Annotated in this window: 20 protein-coding genes; 14 read left to right on the top strand and 6 right to left on the bottom strand. The window is 69.1% G+C overall.

Translation table 11 applies throughout. From position 1 onward, the window contains the following. Entirely contained in the window at nucleotides 1-1,110 is a 1,110-nt protein-coding gene (locus tag ON19_RS12545; RefSeq protein ID WP_043690436.1) for a lipase family protein, read from the bottom strand. A gap of 165 nt (nucleotides 1,111-1,275) precedes the next feature. Here ON19_RS12545 and ON19_RS12540 point away from each other — a divergent pair, with 165 nt between their 5' ends. The 4 genes from ON19_RS12540 (at nucleotide 1,276) to ON19_RS12525 (ending at nucleotide 3,374) form a co-directional block, all read left to right on the top strand. Continuing rightward, on the top strand, nucleotides 1,276-1,788 hold the full coding sequence (locus ON19_RS12540) for a DUF2599 domain-containing protein (protein WP_043690434.1): 513 nt from the start codon (nucleotides 1,276-1,278) through the stop codon (nucleotides 1,786-1,788). A gap of 34 nt (nucleotides 1,789-1,822) precedes the next feature. After that, nucleotides 1,823-2,482 (top strand): SDR family oxidoreductase, encoded by a 660-nt coding sequence (locus tag ON19_RS12535; RefSeq protein ID WP_043690430.1) that lies wholly within the window; start codon nucleotides 1,823-1,825, stop codon nucleotides 2,480-2,482. Between the two features lie 64 nt (nucleotides 2,483-2,546). Then, on the top strand, nucleotides 2,547-2,849 hold the full coding sequence (locus ON19_RS12530; RefSeq protein WP_043690427.1) for a putative quinol monooxygenase: 303 nt from the start codon (nucleotides 2,547-2,549) through the stop codon (nucleotides 2,847-2,849). A 297-nt stretch (nucleotides 2,850-3,146) separates the two neighbouring features. Next, complete coding sequence (locus ON19_RS12525; protein WP_043690423.1) at nucleotides 3,147-3,374, top strand: hypothetical protein; 228 nt, start codon at nucleotides 3,147-3,149, stop codon at nucleotides 3,372-3,374. A gap of 252 nt (nucleotides 3,375-3,626) precedes the next feature. Here the strand turns inward: ON19_RS12525 and ON19_RS12520 are convergent, their stop codons facing one another. After that, nucleotides 3,627-4,514 (bottom strand): Sco1979 family transcriptional regulator, encoded by an 888-nt coding sequence (locus ON19_RS12520; RefSeq protein WP_051168794.1) that lies wholly within the window; start codon nucleotides 4,512-4,514, stop codon nucleotides 3,627-3,629. A 90-nt stretch (nucleotides 4,515-4,604) separates the two neighbouring features. Then, complete coding sequence (locus ON19_RS12515; protein WP_043690419.1) at nucleotides 4,605-4,826, bottom strand: DUF397 domain-containing protein; 222 nt, start codon at nucleotides 4,824-4,826, stop codon at nucleotides 4,605-4,607. 326 nt (nucleotides 4,827-5,152) lie between these two features. On the opposite strand from ON19_RS12515, the gene ON19_RS12510 reads away from it, so the two are divergent. From ON19_RS12510 to ON19_RS12495, 4 genes are all read left to right on the top strand, one after another. Next, entirely contained in the window at nucleotides 5,153-5,950 is a 798-nt protein-coding gene (locus tag ON19_RS12510) for an SAM-dependent methyltransferase (RefSeq protein ID WP_043690415.1), read from the top strand. A 222-nt stretch (nucleotides 5,951-6,172) separates the two neighbouring features. Beyond that, nucleotides 6,173-6,409, top strand: a complete 237-nt coding sequence (locus tag ON19_RS12505; protein WP_043690411.1) for a hypothetical protein — start codon at nucleotides 6,173-6,175, stop codon at nucleotides 6,407-6,409. 226 nt (nucleotides 6,410-6,635) lie between these two features. Further along, nucleotides 6,636-7,898 carry a PucR family transcriptional regulator gene (locus ON19_RS12500; protein ID WP_051168793.1) on the top strand — a complete coding sequence of 421 codons (1,263 nt, stop codon included), beginning with the start codon at nucleotides 6,636-6,638 and terminating at the stop codon, nucleotides 7,896-7,898. Between the two features lie 102 nt (nucleotides 7,899-8,000). Continuing rightward, nucleotides 8,001-8,435, top strand: coding sequence for a CBS domain-containing protein (locus ON19_RS12495; RefSeq protein WP_043690408.1), 435 nt, complete (start codon nucleotides 8,001-8,003; stop codon nucleotides 8,433-8,435). Here the strand turns inward: ON19_RS12495 and ON19_RS12490 are convergent. Beyond that, a complete protein-coding gene (locus ON19_RS12490) occupies nucleotides 8,432-8,863 on the bottom strand; it encodes a pyridoxamine 5'-phosphate oxidase family protein (protein WP_043690404.1) in 432 nt (143 codons plus the stop codon). The two genes, ON19_RS12495 and ON19_RS12490, sit on opposite strands and share 4 nt — an antisense overlap. Before the next feature lie 194 nt (nucleotides 8,864-9,057). Here ON19_RS12490 and ON19_RS12485 point away from each other — a divergent pair, with 194 nt between their 5' ends. The 4 genes from ON19_RS12485 to ON19_RS12470 are packed head-to-tail and all read left to right on the top strand — an operon-like array spanning nucleotide 9,058 to nucleotide 14,391. Continuing rightward, nucleotides 9,058-10,263 (top strand): aminotransferase class V-fold PLP-dependent enzyme, encoded by a 1,206-nt coding sequence (locus ON19_RS12485; protein ID WP_255218379.1) that lies wholly within the window; start codon nucleotides 9,058-9,060, stop codon nucleotides 10,261-10,263. After that, nucleotides 10,260-11,546: a heavy-metal-associated domain-containing protein gene (locus tag ON19_RS12480; RefSeq protein ID WP_043690397.1), complete on the top strand. Its 1,287-nt coding sequence runs from the start codon at nucleotides 10,260-10,262 to the stop codon at nucleotides 11,544-11,546. The genes ON19_RS12485 and ON19_RS12480 overlap by 4 nt, the downstream gene beginning before the upstream one ends. Continuing rightward, on the top strand, nucleotides 11,543-13,066 hold the full coding sequence (locus tag ON19_RS12475) for a type III PLP-dependent enzyme domain-containing protein (protein ID WP_083899326.1): 1,524 nt from the start codon (nucleotides 11,543-11,545) through the stop codon (nucleotides 13,064-13,066). Before ON19_RS12480 ends, ON19_RS12475 begins: the two co-directional genes overlap by 4 nt. Then, on the top strand, nucleotides 13,066-14,391 hold the full coding sequence (locus tag ON19_RS12470; RefSeq protein WP_043690394.1) for a pyridoxal-phosphate dependent enzyme: 1,326 nt from the start codon (nucleotides 13,066-13,068) through the stop codon (nucleotides 14,389-14,391). The genes ON19_RS12475 and ON19_RS12470 overlap by 1 nt, the downstream gene beginning before the upstream one ends. A 29-nt stretch (nucleotides 14,392-14,420) precedes the next feature. Here the strand turns inward: ON19_RS12470 and ON19_RS12465 are convergent, their stop codons facing one another. Further along, nucleotides 14,421-15,926, bottom strand: coding sequence for a condensation domain-containing protein (locus ON19_RS12465; protein ID WP_051168792.1), 1,506 nt, complete (start codon nucleotides 15,924-15,926; stop codon nucleotides 14,421-14,423). A gap of 172 nt (nucleotides 15,927-16,098) precedes the next feature. Here ON19_RS12465 and ON19_RS12460 point away from each other — a divergent pair, with 172 nt between their 5' ends. After that, complete coding sequence (locus tag ON19_RS12460; protein WP_051168791.1) at nucleotides 16,099-16,728, top strand: TetR/AcrR family transcriptional regulator; 630 nt, start codon at nucleotides 16,099-16,101, stop codon at nucleotides 16,726-16,728. 36 nt (nucleotides 16,729-16,764) lie between these two features. Here ON19_RS12460 and ON19_RS43280 read toward each other — a convergent pair whose 3' ends face one another. Next, nucleotides 16,765-19,791, bottom strand: a complete 3,027-nt coding sequence (locus tag ON19_RS43280; protein WP_051168790.1) for a tetratricopeptide repeat protein — start codon at nucleotides 19,789-19,791, stop codon at nucleotides 16,765-16,767. A gap of 120 nt (nucleotides 19,792-19,911) precedes the next feature. On the opposite strand from ON19_RS43280, the gene ON19_RS12450 reads away from it, so the two are divergent. Further along, nucleotides 19,912-20,145: an NfeD C-terminal domain-containing protein gene (locus tag ON19_RS12450; protein WP_043690391.1), complete on the top strand. Its 234-nt coding sequence runs from the start codon at nucleotides 19,912-19,914 to the stop codon at nucleotides 20,143-20,145. The last annotated feature ends 9 nt before the right edge of the window (nucleotides 20,146-20,154 follow it).

Here is a 20,154-nt window from a genome sequence, read left to right as displayed (position 1 = left end):
TCAGGGCCGATCGAGCACACCGCGCAGGAACGCGAGCGCGTCGGGAAACGCTTCCCGCGCCGCGCCCAGATGATCGCCGGGATAGAAGCCCACCCGCAGATCGGTGCCGGAGGCGCGCAGCTCCGCGATCAGCTCGAGCGTCAGCGGCGCGGGCACCTCGAGATCGGTCAGCCCCTGACCGAGATACAGCGGCACGGTGTAGTCGCTCGTCGGTACCCGCAACATCGCGCGCACCGCGGCCAGCAGCGCGGGGTCGTCCAGCGGCCGCGACAGCATGGCGCCGATGCCGATGCCGGACACCTGCGCGTCCGCCTCCACGGCGCAGTCCGCTTCCACGACGCGCAGCACGTCTCGGCCGACCGGTGTCAGGTAGCTGTCGATGTCCAGCTCCGGCGCACTGGCCCGCAATCCGGCCAGCAGCATGCCGAAGTAGGTCGTCGTCTTCTGCAGCGGCAGCCGCGGCAGCCAGGGCCCGGCCAGCGGAAACACCAGATCCAGATTCGACGGGGTGCCGGTCGCGGCCGCACCGCGCAGATCGAGCTCCGGTGCGTCGCCGGGTGCGAGGTGGGCGGTGAACAGCGCCGCGTGCCCACCCTGCGACTGACCGAACACCGCCCAGCGGGTGCCGAGCGAGGGGGCGACCGCTCGTGCGGCGCGTACGCCGTCGATGATGCTGCGGGCCTGCGCGGGACCGTCCAGATACGGATGCACGCCGGGAGTGCCGAGTCCGACATAGTCGGAGATCACGACCGCGTATCCCGCCCGCAGCAGTTCCGGATACACCGACGTCAGGTAGTAGTCCCGGGCCTGCAGCGTGAACGCGCACTCGTCGGCGATCCCTGACGTGCCGTGCGCGTAGGCGATGATCGGCCAGCCGCCCTGCGGCGGAGCACCTTCGGGCAGGTACAGCACTCCGGTGCTCAGCATCGGGCCGCGCGGGCCGCGCGACCAGTACGTCAGCCGCTCGGCGGTGGTGGCTCCCCGCACGTGCAGCCGCCCGGCCAGCTCCACCAGATCGGTGACCGTGCCGGGCGCCTCGCCCACCCGCGCGCCCGCGGGTCCGGCCAACGCGACCGTCACCGAGACCACGACGCCCGCCGCCCCCACCATGATCCGTCCACACCGCACCGACCGACTATCCCCACCCGCGGCCGTAGCGGCAAGCCACCACAATCGGTGGCCCGCCCGGGCGACGTCGCCGTGGCCGCTCGGGCTCGCTAGGCTCGGTTGAGCACGCCGGAAAGCGGTGCCGAGGAGAACACAGGAGGTTCGACCGTGGCGCAGCGGTACCCGCATCGCCTCGTCACCGGGCGCCGCGCCGCAGTGCTGCTCTCGGCAGGCCTGCTGCCACTGGCGGTGGCCTGCGGAGCCGAGGAATCCACGCCTCCGGCGAACACGACCGCGGGCACGACGACGGCCACCCCGACCGCACCGGCGTCGACACCACTGGCCGCCGTACCGTCCGTCGACCCCTACGCGGGACAGCCGCTGGTCGATCACGTCACCTGGACCGAGACGATCGACGGGCCGCGGCTGCTCGTGTTCCCGACGCAGGCCGGTCGGCAGACCACCTTTCCCGGCTCGGACGAACGGGCGTGGCAGGAAGTCGTCGCCCGATCGGCGGACGCCGACGCACCCGGCATGCGCGACCAGTTCGTCTGTCACTGGGCGTGGGCGCGGCTGGTGCAGCCGAACAAGCCGAGCTGGAACTTGGAACCGTGGCGCCCTGCGGTCGGCTACCAGGCCACCGTCGAAGCGCGCTGTAATCCCGGCGGGCCCGAGCGCTGAGCGCGGGCGCCGCCCCGACCGGAAGGAGCGATCCATGCGCGTCGTCATCGCAGGCGGACATGGGAAGATCGCATTGCTGCTCGCCCCCTTGCTCACCGAGCAGGGCCACGAGGTCGCCGCGCTGATCCGCAATCCCGAGCACGCGGACGACGTGCGCGGCACCGGCGCCGAGCCCGTGCTGTGCGACTTGGAAAATGTCGGCACCGACGAGCTGGTTGCGGTCGTAAATGGCTGCGAAGCGGCGATTTTCGCCGCAGGCGCGGGGCAGGGCAGCGGCGTCGAGCGGAAGTACACGGTCGATCTGGGTGGCTCGGTCCGGCTGGCCGAGACGGCCGAGCGCACCGGGGCGCGCCGTTTCCTGCAGATCTCCACGATGGGCGCGGGCCGCCCGCCCGCGGCCGGCTCCGACGAGGTGTGGGCGGCGTACGTCGACGCCAAGACCGAGGCCGAGAACGATCTGCGCGGCAGAGATCTCGACTGGACCATCCTGCGGCCCGGCCGCCTGACCGACTCCCCCGGCACCGGGCTGGTGACGCTCGTCCCGCCCCCGCTCGAGCGCGGCGAGGTCTCCCGCGCCGACGTGGCGGCCGTGCTGGCCGGACTGCTGCCCGCCGCGCCCACCGCCGGAACAACGCTCGAACTGATCTCGGGCGGAACTCCGATTAGCCAGGCAATAGCGCAACTGGCCGACTGAACCGTCGTGAACCTCGCTACCGCCCTTGCCGATTGACGCCAACGGTCACGATGGGAGAACAACCGTGTTCAGTCGTATCGTCTCGATGAAGATCCGCCCCGGTTCCAGAGCGGAGTTCCTCGCGGCCATATCCCGCAGCGCCGACGCGTCGGTACGGACCGAACCCGGCTGTCTGCGCTTCGACATCTGCGCAGATCGGGTGGACCCGCACCGATTCTTTCTCTACCAGCTCTACACCGACGACGAGGCGGCCGAAGCGCATCGTTTCACCGAACACTTTCTCGCCTGGCGGGCCGCGGCGGACCAATTCGTCGAGCCGGGTACACAGATCGACTACAGCACGGACGTCCTATTCGGCCGCGACTGAATTTCGCTCGGCGGGCACCACGTCCGCAAACTTCCGGACGCGAATTGCCTGCGCGCACGTGCAATCGATCGTGCAGATGTGCTTGCATCTGAAAGGTACAGCGACATAAACTCGGTCCCGCAACGCTTTACAGGGGACCACCAGGGAAGGCCGCGTGGGCGAGCCGAAGGCCGAAGCCGCCGTGGGTTTGCCGCCGCCAGTCGAAACAGGGGCGTTCGAATGGAACAACCACTTACCGGCGGTCGGTTCGGATCAACCGACACCGCACTGGCCGACCAGCCAGCGAACGGTAGACATATGAGCACATCGACGGCCCGCAGCGGCCACAGCAATACCGCATCCTCCCGAGAAACCGCCATGGCATACGTTATCGATGCCGTCGAATCCACCGGGGCGGCAACTAGGGACGATTTCGATATCGAGCGAATAGTCACCACCGCGCACGCGATGGCCGACGACTGGGATCTCGCGACATTGCAGTCCGCGACATTCTGGCGAATCGCCTCGAGCTTCATCAAGCAGTAGCGAATCAGCCTCGTCGTCCGAGCCCGGCGAGTATTGAAAATTTTGTGTCACGAGCACTTTTGTCGCGTCGCGCCCGACGCCGGTGCGTATCCACCACGATGCACCGACGCCGGGCTCCGGCCCATGAGGACAATTTTTCCGGCGAACCACCGCCGATGATTACAGCGCGCAAACGAGTGGCCACCTCCGATATCGGAGGTGGCCACTCGGCTCAGCGGGTCTTGCGGCTGTGCGCTACGCCGCCGCGCGATCTCAGCGCCCGGCGGCGTACTTCTCCATGATCTCGATCGACTTCTCCGGACGCTCGGCCTGCACGCTGAGCCGGTCCATCACCGACAGATACAGCGCCAAGTCTTGCCGTCGCTCGAGATAGAGCGCGCTGGTCAACTGTTCGAGGTACACGATGTCCGGCAGTTCCGACTCGGCGAAACGCAGGATGCTGAAGGAGCTTCCCGCCGCGGCGTGCTCGCCCGCGGTGAACGGCAGCACCTGGATCGTCACGTTCGGCAGCTTCGCCAGCCGCACCAGGTGCAGCATCTGCTCGCGATGCACCTGCGGGCCGCCGACAGGCCGATGCAATGCCGCTTCGTCGAGCACCGCCCAGACCACCGGAGGGTCCGAGCGGAAAAGGATTTCCTGCCTGCGCTGACGCACCGCGACCCGCCGATCCGTGTCGGCGTCCTCGTACCCGAGCGCCACGACCGCCCTGGCGTATTCGGGCGTTTGCAGCAGGCCGGGAACAAGATGCGACTCGTAGGTGCGGATCTTGCTCGCGGCCTGTTCGAGACCGAGGTAGGTGCCGAACCACTGTGGCAGCAGGTCGCTGTAGCGATGCCACCAGCCGGGCTCGTTGGCCTGCCTGGCCAGTTCGAGGAACGACTCGCGCTCCTCGGGATCGTGGACTCCGTAGAGGGTCAGCAGGTCGCGGATGTCGCGTTCCTTGAAGCCGGTACGGCCCAACTCGAGACGACTGATCTTGGCGTGCGATCCGCGGATCGCATCGCCCGCTGCCTCGCGGGTGATGTTCCTCTTCTCCCGCAGCTTGCGCAGCTGGCCGCCCAACGCGATGCGTAGCACGGTCGGACCACGTTCCGCGACAACGGATTGCACGTGACCATCGTCATCGGGTTCAGCGATCATCGAGTTCGTCTCCGATACTCCGGGGGTTGCCCACAGTGTGTCACATCCACATGTCGTGAGACACACCGCACCGACCGCTAATGTTACCGCTCAGCTAGTCAAATAGTCGAACTCTCCGGCCTTCGCGCCGCGAACGAACGCATCGATCTCCGGACGGGTGTAGACGAGCACACCGCCCTCCGGATCCCGCGAGTTACGTACCGCCACCTGGCCGTTGGCCGTTTCGGCCACCTCGACGCAGTTGCCGCTCGGATTACTGAAGGAACTCTTACGCCAAGTTCCGACGATCTCGTTGGTGGATGTATCCGACATCTTCCCACTCCTCGGTTACCGCAGTTAGGCGATTCGGTTCGTGCAGATGCACGTTCAAACGTTCTTGCATTTGCACTGACACGGGACGATAGCACGAAGTTCGCCCTCTGCGCGCCCGCAGATTCGGACCATTCGGTCGGGATTGTGAAACGGGGTCGAGTCGACACCGAAACACCCAGATCAGCTCACCGATCCGACCCGCTTGCGGGGAACGAATCTTGTACTGTCACAGTGCACATCGGATGTACCAGTCATTCGCGACACCCCCACGCGCCCACCCGCACGGCCGTGCCGCGGACACCGTTTTTTGCGAGGAGTCCAACCCCATGCCCGAAGACCACAGCCCCCTCATCCGGACCGACATCCCCCACTCCGCGCGGATCTGGAACTACTGGATGGGCGGTAAGGACTACTACGAGATCGACCGCATCGCAGGCGACGCCGGAATCGAAGTCGACCCGGACATCACCACCATGGCGGTGCAGTCGCGCCAGTTCCTCATCCGCGCCGTGCGTTACCTCGCCGGCGAGGTGGGCATCCGCCAGTTCCTCGATATCGGCACCGGCCTGCCCACCATGCAGAACACCCACGAGGTCGCCCAGAGCGTCACGCCCGACGCCCGGATCGTCTACGTGGACAACGACCCACTGGTGCTCACGCACGCGCGGGCGCTGCTCACCAGCACCACGCCCGAAGGCGTGACCACCTATGTCGACGCCGACTACCACGATCCCGAGCGGATCATCGCCGACGCCAAGAACGTCCTGAACTTCAACGAGCCGATCGGCGTGATGTTCATGGGCGTGCTGGGCCACGCGAAGACCTACGACGAACTCCTGCGCATCGTGCATACGGTGCTGGGCGCCGTACCGTCGGGCAGCCACCTGGTGATGTGGGACGGCACCGACGACAGCAAGGCCTATGTCACGCTGTGCGAGAACTACACCGGCACCGGCGGCACTCCTTATGTCCCGCGCCCGCAAGCTCAGATCAAGGCCGTCTTCGACGGCTTGGATCTGGTCGAGCCGGGCTTCGTGTCCATCACGCAGTGGCGCTCGGGCGACACCGAGGTCGGCGAGGCCCGTCCGATCTCCGCCTACGGCGCGGTCGCTCGCAAGCCGTAAGCCCCCTGGACACCAATCCGCAAGCGCCACAGCGGCGGTCGCCGGTCTCGCACCGGCGGCCGCCGCCGTTTTTTCTCTGACCGATCGTGCAGATGTACTTGCATCTGTAAGCGACGCAGGCATAGACTCGAACTCGAAATCGGGGAGGTACGCAGGGAGTTCGAGCCCGCGCACCAGCACGACGACCTCCCCGCCGCATGTTCGGACGCGAGGGGTAGTCGAATGATCGAGCCATTTCGAACTCCCCACCGGGTCGCGGTGATCGATGGCGCCGGTGCCGAATCTCTACGCCGGCTCCCGGCGCCCGAGTTCTCCATGTCCGACTGCGCGGTGGAGCCCCGCGGCCTCACCTACCGGCAGGCACGCGACATTCTCTACGTCCATGAGGTCCACGGCCCGCAGTGCAGGCAGTGGCTGGCGGCCGCCGCCTACCTGTCCGCCGGGCTGGACGACGAGTAGTCCTCATCGCTTGGCGCACAGCTGATTTCGCTTCTGCGCTGATCTCACTCCAGCGCCTCGACGCCGTGCGCCCAACCGCCGGGTCACGATCGCTCTCGCGGGATACGGCGAGCTCCTGATCGATCTGACAGATCACTCCCGGTAGGCACGCACCTTTCGTATAGTGATCGATCGACTCGGGCGCGATTTCTCGCACGCCTGTCGTGGCATTTGGAGCGAACTCGTAATGACCTACTCCGCGTTGGATCTGTCCGCCGACTCGTCCGACTCGGTGCTGGAAATCGGCGGACAGCCGGCTTCGGTGCCCTTGCAGAACACCGACAGTGTGGCCTCGCGCATGGTCGGATACTTCGAGAACTTCATGGCTCCCTGCCGGACGCTGCCCGGGGAGCAATTACGCGGAGACGTCACGCGACTCACCCGCAGCTGCCTCGAGCTCGCTGCCGAGATGTTCGACCGGCGTACCGTGCCGGACGAGCAACAGCTCGGCCCGGTGCGGGCGGCGGCCGCCCGCTGGGCCCGCGAGGGGGTGCCGCTGAGCACCATCCTGCGCGCCTACCACGAGGGCCTGCGCATGGCCTTCGGTCTGGTCACGGCGCGCGCCGAGGCCGACGATGTCGATGAGATACTGGTCGCCGCCGATCTGCTGCTCGAGCTGCTCGAGGCGATCACCGCGGCGGTGTCCGACGCCTATGTCGACGAACAGCACCTGGTCGCCAAGGAACATCAGACGGCGACGCAGACGCTCGCCTCGGCCCTGCTCAGCGGTCGTGGCAGCTCGGCTCTGGCACGGCAGACGGGCATTCCGATCGCGGAGTCGTATCAGGTTGTCGCCCTGTCGGTTCCAGAACATCCGGACGAGTGCGATCCGCGCGTCGACGGAAACGTCGCGGCGCGCCGCAAGCTGCGGCGGTTGCAGTCCGAGCTGGCCACCGTGTTCGCCTCCCGCGCGCTCGCCCTGCTCAGCGCCAAGGGCGGCACCCTGCTCATCCCGTTGGGCGAGGAGGGCGACACCGCCCTCACCGATACGACGCTGGGGCTGCTGGCCGAGGCCGCCGAGGTCCCGCTCACCGCGACCGTCGTGCCGACCGACACCGAGCAGATCCCGGAATCCGCCGATCAGGCACACGAGCTGCTCAATCTCGTGCGGGTGGGCGCCAGACCGCCCGGTCTCTACCAGATGTCCGATCTCGCCGTGGAATACCAGCTCACCCGCAGTGGCCCGGCCACGCGGCGGATCGCGACCATCCTCGACCCGCTCGACGCCCATCCGGAGCTGTTCGACACCATGCGCGCCTACCTCGGCAACGACATGAACCGGCAGCTCACCGCGCGCCAGCTCTACGTGCACCCGAACACCGTCGACTATCGTCTGCGCCGCATCGCCCAGCTGACCTCGATCGACCTGGCGACCTCGGCAGGCATCTCGCAGGCGGCGATCGCCCTGCTGGCCCGGGACCTCGACGGCAGCGTCGCGCGGCGGCTGTGACGCCCGCACCGTGACCCGATCGTGGCCTGTAACGGATTCGTGCTGGTCACCGAGCCGCGAACTTGCGATCCTGGTAGTGCCGCGACGTCTGGATGGTGGAATATGCGAATTTCGGAGATCCTGCGCAGGAAGGGCAGCGACGTGGCCACCGTCGCACCCGACACGACGGTACGCACGCTGCTCGCCACCCTGGCCGAGCGGAACATCGGCGCCGTCGTCGTCTCCCCGGACGGCGACACGATCGCCGGCATCGTCTCCGAGCGTGATGTGGTCCGCAGTCTGCACGCCCGCGGTGCGGACCTGCTGGACACGCCGGTCTCGGCGATCATGACCGCCGAGGTACGGACCTGCGCACTCGACGACCGGGTGGACGGTCTGCGTCGCATCATGACCGACCACCGCATCCGGCACCTGCCCGTGGTGCACGAGGGCAAGCTGGTCGGCATCGTCAGTATCGGCGATGTGGTGAAGAGCGCGATCTCCGAACTGGCGACCGAACGCCAACATCTCGTCGAGTACCTGCAGGGCAAGTACTAGACCTCGCTCACATTGCCCAGGTCGGCCGAGAGCCAATGCTCCGGGCGCAGGAACACCGCGACCTGCTCCCCGTAGGCCTCGGCCGCCTTCAGGTAGGCGTCGACGGTTTCGGCCGGGAGGTACCGCGCGGCCATTTCACGGTGCAGCTCGTCGGTCATCGGAGTGATCCGGGTGACCGAGCCCTCCACACTCACATACCGGACAGTGGGCTCGACGCGCTGCACCATCAGACCGAACCGGCCGGTCTCCCGGAGGTAGCGCATCTTCTGTGATTCCGGGCCGGTCAGGATCCAGATCTCGCCGCCGGGCCGGTACTGGTACCAGATCGGGACCGTCAGCGGGCCACGGCCGGTACCCGCGGCCACCGAGAACGCCGCGACGTGCGGCTGCGCGAGGAACTCTTGACGTTCTTCCACGGTCAGGGGCATGTCCTCCAGGCTAGTCGAAAGCCGTTGTCCACGAGAAAACTTCGTAGTCCGTACCGAAAATGCGTATCGTGGGTGACGTCCGAGTTACCGGTGAAGGGAGCGTCACATTGCGGTCCCCCGCCCCGAGATCGCCGGTGACGCGCGCGGCAGCGAAATCCCGCCCACCCCAGACGCCGCCGTTCGCGCCTGCTTCGGTGCGGTCACTGTTCCCGGCGCTCGCCGACGCGGCCGAGGTCTACCTGGACAGCGCCGCCACCACCCAGAAGCCGCTGCCGGTGATCGAGACCATCCAGCGCTACCACAGCTACGGCACAGCCAACGTGGGCCGCGGCACCTACCCCTGGGCCACCGGACTGACCGCCCGGATCGCCCGCGTCCGGGAGCGGACCGCCGCGTTCATCGGCGCGGAACACCCGGACGAGGTGGTCTTCACCGGCGGCGCCACCGCGGCGCTCAACGCCGTCGCACTGTCCTGGGGACTGGCCGCGCTCGCCGACGGTGATCAAATCCTGTACAACGCGAGCGATCACGCGTCGAACGTGTATCCGTGGCAGCACCTGCGCGGGGTGCTCGCCCGGTTCGGACGCCGGATCGAGCTGATCCCCTACCGGGTGACCGGCGCCGGTGAGGCGGACACCGAGGACATCCTGGCCAAGGTCACCCCGCGCACCCGGCTGATCACCACCGGGCATCTGCACCACGTCTTCGGCGCTGTCAGCACCCTGGAGGAACTGCGCGGCCGGATCGACCCGGCCGTCCTGCTGTGCTTCGACTGCTCGCAGAGCGGCGGGCATCTCCCGGTCGACGTGACCGCGCTCGGCGCGGATTTCGCGGTCTTCGCCGCGCACAAGATGTTCGCAGCGCCGGGCACGGGCATCCTGTACTGCCACCGGCGGGTGCACGACCGACTGGTGCCGTTCCTGCCCGGCGGCAATTCCGGAATCGACACCGACCCGGACGGGCTGCGGCCGGGGCCGATGCCCGCGCTGCTGGAAGGCGGCACGCCCGATATTCCCGGCATTCTCGCCCTCGGCAGTGCGCTGGAGGTGCTGGAGTCGTTCGGTCTCGATGCCGTCGCCGCGCACAACCGTGCCCTGACCCTGCGCCTGATCGACGGACTGCGCTCGGTGCCCGGCCTGGAGTTCCTGCCCGGCCCGGCGTACGCCGCGTGCGAGGTCGGCTACGGGATCGTCTCCTTCACCCTGGACGGGATCTCGGCCACCGACGCGGGATTCGTGTTGAGTGAGCTGGGCTTCCTGGTGCGCACCGGCGCGCACTGCGTTCCCGCCGCAGCCGGCGGCGCGGGCTCGGTGCGCGTCAGCACGCACATCTACAACACGCCCGACGAGATCGACCGGTTCGTCGCGTGCGTGCGGACCATTGCCGAGGAGGTCACGTGAGTATCGACATCCCCCGCTACGACCGGCGGGCCGCGTCCAGAGTGCTGGCCGACTTGGCGCAGCCGGGGCTGTTCACCGCACCGGCCCCCGCTCCCCCGCCGCAACGGCTCGAATTCACTTGCGCCGCACTGGGTCCCGAGCCGGGTAGCCATCTCACCTATTCGCAGCGACTGTACCTGGAACGTTTCATGCGGCCGTGTCGCGCGGATCAGGTGACCAGCGCGACGCACCGAATCGCGTGGACCGACAGCGCGGGCATTCCGAACACCGGGCACTTCCGCGCCGACGGCCTCGGCCCCTCGGTGCCGATCGCGGTGCGCGAGACGGTGCTGGCACTGTGGCGCCAACTGGACACCGATTCCGCTTTCGCCGCGCGCGCCGCGGCGCTCGGACCGAGCGACCACGCGGTGCTGGCGGGGACGACCACCGATCACGATCCGCGCGACATCTTCCGGGTCGGCATCGAGGCGGCGGGACGCGTGCTGACCCAGCACGCACTGCTGGCGGCGCAGACTCCATACCGCGATGCCGCCGAACTCGCCGTGGGCCTACGCGATTCCGGGATATTCGCCGCGGTGGCCACGCGATGGTTCTGGGAGTTACAGGCCTCGACCTATCGGCGCGGCATGATCCCGGCGACCCTCGTCGCACAACCCGACGGCACCGTGCGCTACTCGGCGGAGACGGTGACGACCCTGCGCGCGATGAAGGACGCCACGATCGCCGACGCGCACGCCGTGATGGAGCGCGCCACCACCGGTGAAGGTCTCACGGTCGCGGAGGCGATCGCCAAGTACCACGACGACCTCGACCTGATCTCCCGGCAGTACGCGCTGCTGCCCGCCGGTGTCCATCCCGCCTGCCTGGCGGCCACACCGCATCAGCTCGACAGCGGGCACTACAGCATCCTTCCGCCGCTGGTGGACCGGTTCGTCGCGGCATTCATCGAAATCGCCGGTCGCTGCGAGGTCGCCGAGGTGCGCGCCGAACTCGACGAGGCCGTCGCCGACCGCGCCGCCACCGCCGAGGATCAGGTGTTCTACGTGCCCGATATGACCTGTAAGCACTGCGTGCGCACGATCGGAGGGGTCCTGGAGTCGATGGACATCCGCGTGGTCGAGATCGACCTGGACAGCAAACGGGTGGTGGCCGAGTTCCGCAGCCCGCGCAATCGGGCCCGGGCGTTCGAGGCGATCCGGGACGGCGGCTACAACCCGGTCGCGGAGCGTCCCGACAGCGTGGCGCGGACCTCGGACACCGCGCCGTCGGAAGCCGCCGTATGACGCCGTGGCCGCCGGCATTGCCTGCGAAGCTGCATCCGATCGTCCGCGACTTTCTCGACAGCCCGGACGCCGTGGCGGACACGCTGACGAAATTCGGGTCCCCGGTGCACCTGGTGTTCCCGCAGGTCTTCTCGGAGAATCTGGTCCGCCTGCGCTCGCCGTTGCAGCGGAGCCTTCCCGGGCATCGGATCTGCTACGCGCACAAGGTGAATCAGTCGCGCGCGTTCGTCCGCACCGCAGAACGCGCGGGCGTCGCCATCGATGTCGCCTCATCGCACGAACTGTCCAGTGCCCTCGGCGCCGGATTCGATCGGGCGCGCATCGAGGTCACCGGCCCGAAAGGGGAAGCCTTCCTCCGCGACCTGGTGCAGCGCGGGGTGACGATCAACGTCGACAACCTGTGGGAGTTGCGCCGCATCGCCGAACTCGCCGACGGGCCTGCGGAAATCCGCGTGCTACTGCGGGTTTCCGGTTTCGATCCCGGCCAGGTGAGCCGGTTCGGCGTGCCGGTCGCGCACGTCGAGCAGGCCTTCGACCTGTTGTCGGCGCAGCGGGGGCGCATCGCCTTCCTCGGCTTCGCTTTCCACCTCGACTCCGGCGATCTCGGCGAGCGCGTCCGGGCGGTCGACGCCTGCCTGCGGTTGATCGAGCAGGCCTACGACCGTGGGCTCTCCCCTTCGGTCCTCGACATCGGCGGCGGATTCCGTCAAGTGTTCACCGCCGATGCCGAACGGTTCGACGCCTACGTGCTCGCGCTGCGCGAGTCGCTGCTCGGCCGTGCGGAGCCGATGAGCTGGGGCAGTAATACCTTCGGCTATCACGTCGCGGGCGGCGCCGTGCACGGCACGCCGGTGTTCCACAAGTACGCCAACACCGTCTCCGCCGACCGCATGCTCGCGGATCTGCTCGGCGCGCCGCTGGAGCGGCACGGGGGCCGCACGGTGGCGCAGGTGGTGGGCGACAACCTGCTGGAGGTGTGGCTGGAGCCGGGAAAGGCGCTGGTCGATCACGCAGGCGTCACGGTGGCCGCGGTCGAGTTCGTCAAGGAGGTCGCCGACGGCAGCGTGCTGGTGCATGTCGACCTCAGCCGCGATTCGGTGACGCCCGCCGACCAGGAGGTCATGGTCGATCCGATCCTGCTGCCTCGCACGGGCGTCGGGCTCGACCACACCGGCGAGAACACGGAGGGTCCGGTCGGCGTCTACTTCGCCGGACGGCTGTGCCTGGAGCGAGATCTGATCACCAATCACAAGGTGTGGCTGCCCACCCGGCCCCAGCCGGGCGATCCGGTGGTGTTCCCGAACACCGCCGCCTACCACATGGACCTGTCCGCTGCGACGGCCTCGATGCACCCGCTGCCCGCGAAACTCGCCGTCACGCAAGGTTCCGGCGGGTTCCGGGTCGTCCGCGACGCCGACTACGAACCGGACCTCCCCGGCGAGCCGTCACGACCGCGCGATCTCGCGCCACCCGCCGTCCACGCTGTCACCAGCCCGGTCCGATCCGTCGAGGCCCCCTGATGCGATACGACCACATCACCGAACTCATCGGCAATACGCCACTGCTCCGGCTCGACCCCGCGGTGCACGGGCTGTCGAACGTCGAGCTCTACGCGAAGCTGGAGTCGCACAACCCGTTCGGCTCGGTCAAAGACCGGGTGGCCTGGGGAATGCTCCGCGACGACCTGGCGCAGATCCGCGCGAGCGGTCAGACGCTCATCGAGGCGTCCAGCGGCAATACGGCCAAAGCGCTGCGCGTCCTCGGCGCGGTGTACGGCATCGACCTGCGCGCGGTGACCAACCGGATTAAGGTGGCCGAGGTCCGTGACCTGCTCGAGCTGTTCGGCACCGAGATCGTGGAACTGCCCGGCCTGTCCGAATGCCCGGACCCGACCACGCCGAACGACGTCTACTCGGTGATCGAGGCGACCATGGCCCAGCACCCGGGCGCGTATCGGCATCTGTCGCAGTACACCAACGAGAAGAACATCGAGGCGCACCACGAGGGCACCGGACGGGAGATCCACGAAGACCTCGCGGCCGACGGCATCGGCCGGGTGGACTACCTGATCGGCGGGCTCGGTACCACCGGGTCCACCCGTGGGACCGCCACCTACCTGCGCAAGCATAATCCCGAATTGCGCACGGTCGCCGTGGTTTCCGAGCGGTCGGACTTCGTGCCCGGCATCCGCTCGGAGAGCGAGATGTGGGATGTCGGCTTGTTCCAGCCGGAGTTCTACGACCGGATCGTCACCGTGTCGGCGCCCGACGCCGTGGACGCGACGCTGCGCCTGGCGACCGGGTACGGCATCCTGGCCGGGCCCACCAGCGGCGCCGGTTACGCGGCCGCACTGGACACGCTCGGCGCGCTCGATCTCTCGGCGACCGATCCGGACGACCCGGTCGTGGCCGTGTTCATCGTCTGCGATCGGCTCGAACCGTATCTGTCCTACATCAAGAAGCGCAGGCCGGAACTGTTCGGCCGAGCCGAACGCGACGCCGCGCCGACCGCGACCGAGCTGGCCGAGGTACCGCGTCTGTCGCCAGCACAGCTCGCCGAGCTGGACCGGACTGGACGGCCGACCATCGTGGACAGCCGCGGCGCCATGGCCTACCGGATCGGGCACGTGCCCGGCGCGTTGAACATTCGCGATGACCAGCTCGACGACATGTTCGGGCACGGCATCCCGTTTCCGCGGTCACGTCCCGTCGTGTTCGTCTGTCCGGTCGGAGAACTGTCGCTGCGGTTCGCCGCCCGCGCCCGCCGGGCCGGATACGACGCCTCGAGCCTGGCGGGGGGAATCGTCGCCTGGCGTGACGCGGGACTGCCTTTGGAACGCGGCTGACCTCCCGCAGTCGGGAGCGAGAGCCGTCGTCACCGCTGCGCGGCGGAGAAGCCGGCCAGCAACGGGGCGACCGGACCGCGGTATCCGGCAGCGAGCAGTTCGACTGTGGCGGTGAACAATTCGACGAAGGCCACCGCCGTGCCACGATCGAACAGCGCGGTCGGATAGATGAACACCCCGTCGACGCCCGCGGGCGCGCCCAGCCGGTCGTACCGGTCCACCAGGCCGAATTCGAGATCGTGCTTGGCGCGGACGACGCCGGTGTCGAGTTCGGTGACGGTCAGCCCGCCGTCGCCGCCGTCCCCGGAGCGTACGGCGGCCGCGCCCCGCTGGAGGATGAGCGTCGCCTGGAACAGCGGGCAGGCCGCGTCCTGTAGCAGGCAGCGCTTCAGCCGCTGGGCGGGGGTATCGGGGTGGGCGAACGCGGCCAGCGCCACCCGGCGCACCTGGTCGAGCAGTTCGTCCGTGTCGGCGGCCCGGTCGAGGCGCACGCGCATCAGCACGTCGTCGGCGAAGTTTCCGACCAGATCGTCCAGCAGCCGATGGTCGCGGCCCGCCACCGCCGTGGCCACCGTGACATCGGCGCTGCCGGAGAACGCGCCGACCGCCACCGCGAAAGCGGCTTGCAGCACCATGAACAGACTGGACCCCGCCGCGCATGCGCGTTCGAGCAGCGCGCGGTGCACGTCGGCGCCGAACGCGACGGGCACGAGGGCCCCGGCGCCCGCCGCGCCGGCCCGGCGGATCGGGCGTGGGCGAGCGCAGGGGAATTCGAGTACCGGAGGCCGGCCGGCGAGGGTGTTCGCCCAGTAGCGCAATTGCTGCGTGGCGCGGCTCCATTCGTCGGAGTAGTCGCCGAGCTGGGCGTGCTTCCACAGGGTGTAGTCGGCGTAGTCGACCGGCAAGGGCGTCCAGTCCGGCGCGGCCCCGGCCTGCCTGGCGAGGTAGGCCGTGACGAGATCGCGCAGCAGCGGGGCCACCGAGCGCCCGTCGATCGAGATGTGATGGACCACCAGCACCAGCACCACGTCGCACGGCCCGAGCACGTATAACCGGGCGCGCAGCGGCAGATCGGAGTCCAAATCGAACTCACCTGCGGCGAATTCCGCGATGCGGTGCGGCAATTCGGCTTCGGTGACCGCGACGATCTCGGTCCGCACCCTGGCCTCGGGCGCCGGGACGATCACCTGGGCCGGGCCCGAGGCGGTCTTCGGGTAGCGCGTGCGCAGCGGTTCGTGCCGGGCGACCACGTCGTCTATCGCGGTGACGAGCGCCTCTGTCCGCAGCGCGGGCCCGGACAGGCGCACCGCACGAGCCACATTCCAGTCACCCGAGTTTCCGGCCCGCGCGGCATGCCACATGCGTTCCTGCGCCGGGGCGAGCGGGAGGTGCGCCGGGCGCGGCCCACGGGCCAGCGGCGCCGGACGCCGCGGCGGCGGGAGATGCCGAACCGCTGGTCGCGTGCCGCGCACCCTGGTGCGCCCGAATCCATCGCCGATCGCTTCGGACCAGATCACCGCAGCGGAGTTGTTCACGCGCCGTTACCCTCCACTACCGAACCACTGAAAGACCCGGGGAAGGTAACCGGCGCGAGTAAACCGACAGTTACCACCTCGTGACCGCACGGGATCCGTTTCGGCAAGACCGCGGAGGCCGGGGCGGGTGCGCGCGGCGCGGGGGTGCACCGCCAGGCATTATCGTTGGGCCGTGCAGACAGGTCAGCAATCAGACGACGACGGGGGCCCGCGGATCTGGGGTGGGACGACGCTCACCGAGCGCAGGGAGACGCGGCGGACGGCGTTGCTGGAGGCGGCGCTCGACCTGATCGGCGAGTCGGGCGCGAGCGGGGTCACCATGCGTGCGGTGTGCCGCAAGGCCAACCTCACCGACCGCTATTTCTACGAGAGCTTCGCAGGCCGCGACGAGTTGCTGGACGTGCTCTACCGTCAGGTCGCCGACGAGTTCCTGGAGCCGATGACGGCCTTCGCCGCCACCGACGACCCGTCGCGCGACCGCGCACTGTCGGAGATCCTGGTGGACAAGGTGCTCGCCGACCCGCGCAAATCGCGGCTGTTCCTGGTCGAGCCGTATTCCAGCACCGGGCTCGGGCAGACCACCTTCGCGGTGATGCCGGTCTTCACCCGGATCATGCAGGACCATCTGTTCGGCCACATCGACGACCCGGTCAAGCGCAGGCTGGCGGCGGTGACGATGGCCAGCGGGAACGCGGGCATGTTCTCGGCCTGGCTGAACGGCTCGCTGCGCGCCACCCGCGAGCAGATCGTCGAACACTGCGTCGAGACGCTCACCGCGTACCGCTCGCTCTACCGTTCCTGACCGCACGGCTCGGGCCACCGCCCGGGAGCCGAACCGTCAGTCCCCGGACTGGCCTCGCCAGTACGCCAAGGTGTTCCTGGTCCGAATGGTGGCGGCGTGCGTGGGACCGAGGGCGCGCAACTCCGCCACCAGCAGAACCTCCAGCTCCGCGACGGCGCGGACCAGGTCGCCGTGACGGGCGCGGTAGGCGGCGAGATCGTTGCGGGTATCGAAGGTGTCCGGATGATCCGGGCCCAGCACCCGGAGCCGGTCGGCGAGCAGTTTCTCCAGGTCGGTGATCGCGCCGGGCAGGTCGCCGCTGTCGGCGCGATAGATGGCCAGCCGACCGCGGGTGAGCAGCGTGTCGGGGTGGTCCGGACCGAGCACCCGTAGTCGATCATCGAGCAGGCGGGTGAACTCCGCGCCCGCCCCGGCCAGATCACCGCTGCGCGCGCGGAACGCGGCGAGGTTGTTGCGGGCACCGAGCGTGTCGGGGTGGTCGGGGCCGAAGACGCGCAGACAGTCCGCCACGAGTTGCTCGAACTCGGCGCGGGCGCCGGCGAGATCGCCGCTGTCGGCGCGCCAGTACGCCAGGCTGTTACGGGTGCGCAAGGTGTCCGGATGGTCCGGTCCCTGCACGCGCGCGCGGTCGGCGCGCAGGGTTTCGAAGAGGGCGATCGCCCCGGCGGAATCACCGATATCGCCGCGATTGGACGCCAGATTGTTCCTGGTGCGCAGGGTTTCGGGGTGACCGGGACCGAGCAGGCGCAGCTGGTCGGCCAGCAGGTGCTCGAATTCCGTGCCCGCGCCGGAATGGTCACCGCAGCGGGCGCGGTAGCTGGCCAGGCGGTCGCGGGTGTCCAGGGTGTCCGGGTCGTCGGGGCCGAAGACCCGCAGCCGGTCGGCGAGCAACTGCTCGAAATCGGCGACGGCGCCGACCAGGTCGCCGCTCTCGGCGCGGTGGTAGGCGCGCCGTTCCCGCGTGGTGAAGGTGTCGAGATGGTCCGGGCCGAGCGCTTGGACGAAGTCGGGCACCCAGGCGGCCCACAGGTCACGATCGTCGGCCGACCTGCCGGTTTCCAGCTTCATCAGGAAGTCGACGGCCAGGGCGGAATCGCCGTAGGCCAGGCAGTGCCGAACGGCCGCGCCCCGTGCGTAGTCGGCGGCCCGGTCGGTGTCGTCGGCCTGGATCGCCGCCACGAGGGCGCGGTGCGTGTCCTCCAGGCGCACGCCGTGGCGACGGCATTCCGCGGCCAGCGCGGACAGGAACCCGCTGTGGGACACCCCGAGCGACTCACGGACGCTGCCGGGATGACTCCGGGTGATCAGCGCGCCGAGATTCACGGCGACGTCACGGATCCGGGCGGTACTGAGATCGACGCCGAGCGACAGCAGGGCCGCGTCCAGCAACTCCAACGGCAGCACGGGCCCGGCCCCCGCCGCCACCAGTACGCCGAGCAATGCCGCTATAGCACCGGTCGTTTCGGGATCGGCGCTCCGTAGCGCCGTGTCGACCCGCAGCGCGATGACCCGGTCGAGACCGATTCCGGAGGCGACCGCGCCGTCGGTCAACCCCGCGGCGACCTCCAGCAGGATGCGCGCCACCAGCCAGCCGCCGGACACCACCCGCGAACCGCTCGCGTCGGTCGGTGTCTCGGCCAGCAGCCGCTGGATCCAGCCGATCCAGTCGACCGGACCGATCGGCGCCGTCCCGCGAGCCGAGTCCACCACGGCGGCGATGTCGTCGGCCGCCGGTTCGGCGACATCGATCCGGTGCATGTGCGCCAGCTCCGGGTGGTCTTCGACGCCGGTACCCGGCCGGATGCCGACGATCACCCGCACGTGCCGGAGATCCTCGCGCGTGGTCAGATCCGCGATCGCGGCCACGAGCAGCCGCCTGGTCCCCTCCTGCGGCTGATTGAGTCCGTCCAGCACCACGGTGACCCGGCGGCCCGCGGTGGACAGGCGCGCCAACGGGCGGCGGACCAGGATGTCGAAGATGTCGAACTCGTCCCGGGGGCGATGCGCCCGCGCCGCTCGGGCCGCCTCCCCGAAGCCGGGCAGGCGTGCGTCGAGTTGCACGGCCAGTTCCGCGGCGACCGACTCCACCGAGCTGTTCACCGTCAGGAACACCGCGGCGGTGATGTAGTCCGGGGTCACGGCGAGCCCGTCGACCAGACTGGGGCGGATCAGCATCGCCAGCAGCGTGGACTTGCCAACGCCCGCGGGCCCCAGCACGGCCCGCAGCCGGTGACTGCCCGCGTCGACGATCGCGTCGAGGCGTTCGCGCACGTCGGGCGTGAGTAGCAGACGCCGGGTCAGCTGGTCGACGAACCCGGCGGCGGAGCGCCCGCTCACCGCGTCCCGGTGGCGCGCGGTGTTCGGCACCAGCCACAGCCCCGGGTCGACGCCCTCGGCCGTGGACACCGCGCCGGAACTGAAGGAGAGATGCTGCGGCTGTTGATATGTGCACTGCATCGCGATCGGGTCGACCAGGTCCGAGGGCAGCAGGTTCTCCCCGCGCAGCGGCAGTCCGATGTCGAAGGTGGCGAGCATGGTCCGGGTGAAGCATCCGGAGTACGCGGGCCCGTCGCCCGAGGCGACCAGCAACTCCATCCGGCCGCCCGACTGGGCCAGCAGATCGGTCCATCGGCGCGCCGCGCCCTGCACGCCCTGGCCGGCCTCGCAGGCGTCGACGAGCAGCACCAGCCCGTCGATCGCGGCGCGGTCGAGCCGCTCCCTGATCTCCTGGGTGAGGTGGAAGGCGTTGTGCGAGTTGGGGTCGGCGGGCGAATCGTGGCCGAGCAGGTAGAAGTCCTCCGCGGTCGTCGCCACGCCGTGCCCGATGAAGCCGAGCAGCAGCGTGGCCTGCCGCTCCGATGCCGCCGCGAAGGCCGCGTCGACGGCGGCGAGCAATTGCGCGGCAGTGGGATTGAGCACCGGGCCGTCGAGCTCGGTCGCCGTCCGCCAACCGCCCGCCTGGGTGAGGCTCCCGTACAGCCCGGTGGCGAGTTCCTCGGTGAATCCCAATTCTCCCAGCGCCGCGCATTCCGCCCCCACCACCAGCGCCAGCCGACCTCCCATGCAAGAAACATACCTGCGCCGCCGCGGCCGTTCCGTCCTGCGGTCGAGCCGGGCCCGTATCGAAAGTCGCTGTGCGAGACGTAGGGTGACGATCCGAGACCCAGAAAAGGAGATCGTGGGATGACCGACCCGGTGGTGGGTTTGACGGGTACGCTCACATCGCCGATCCGGGGTGCCGGGATGCTGGGCGAGGTCCTGGTCGCGATTCGAGGGGGAACCGAGCTGTACATCGCACGGGCCGCCGAGCCGATCTCGGCCGGTGCGGCCGTGCTGGTCATCGCGGTCCATCCGGGGCGCGTCGTCGACGTCGTCCCGTGGATTCCGCTCACCCCGGACCCGGCCGGAGAAACCTGAAACAGTAAG

It is taken from the genome of Nocardia abscessus NBRC 100374 (assembly GCF_000308455.1).
GTDB lineage: Bacteria > Actinomycetota > Actinomycetes > Mycobacteriales > Mycobacteriaceae > Nocardia > Nocardia abscessus.
The sequence above is the reverse complement of the archived record's forward strand: the minus strand, read 5'-3'. Positions and strand labels throughout refer to the sequence as shown.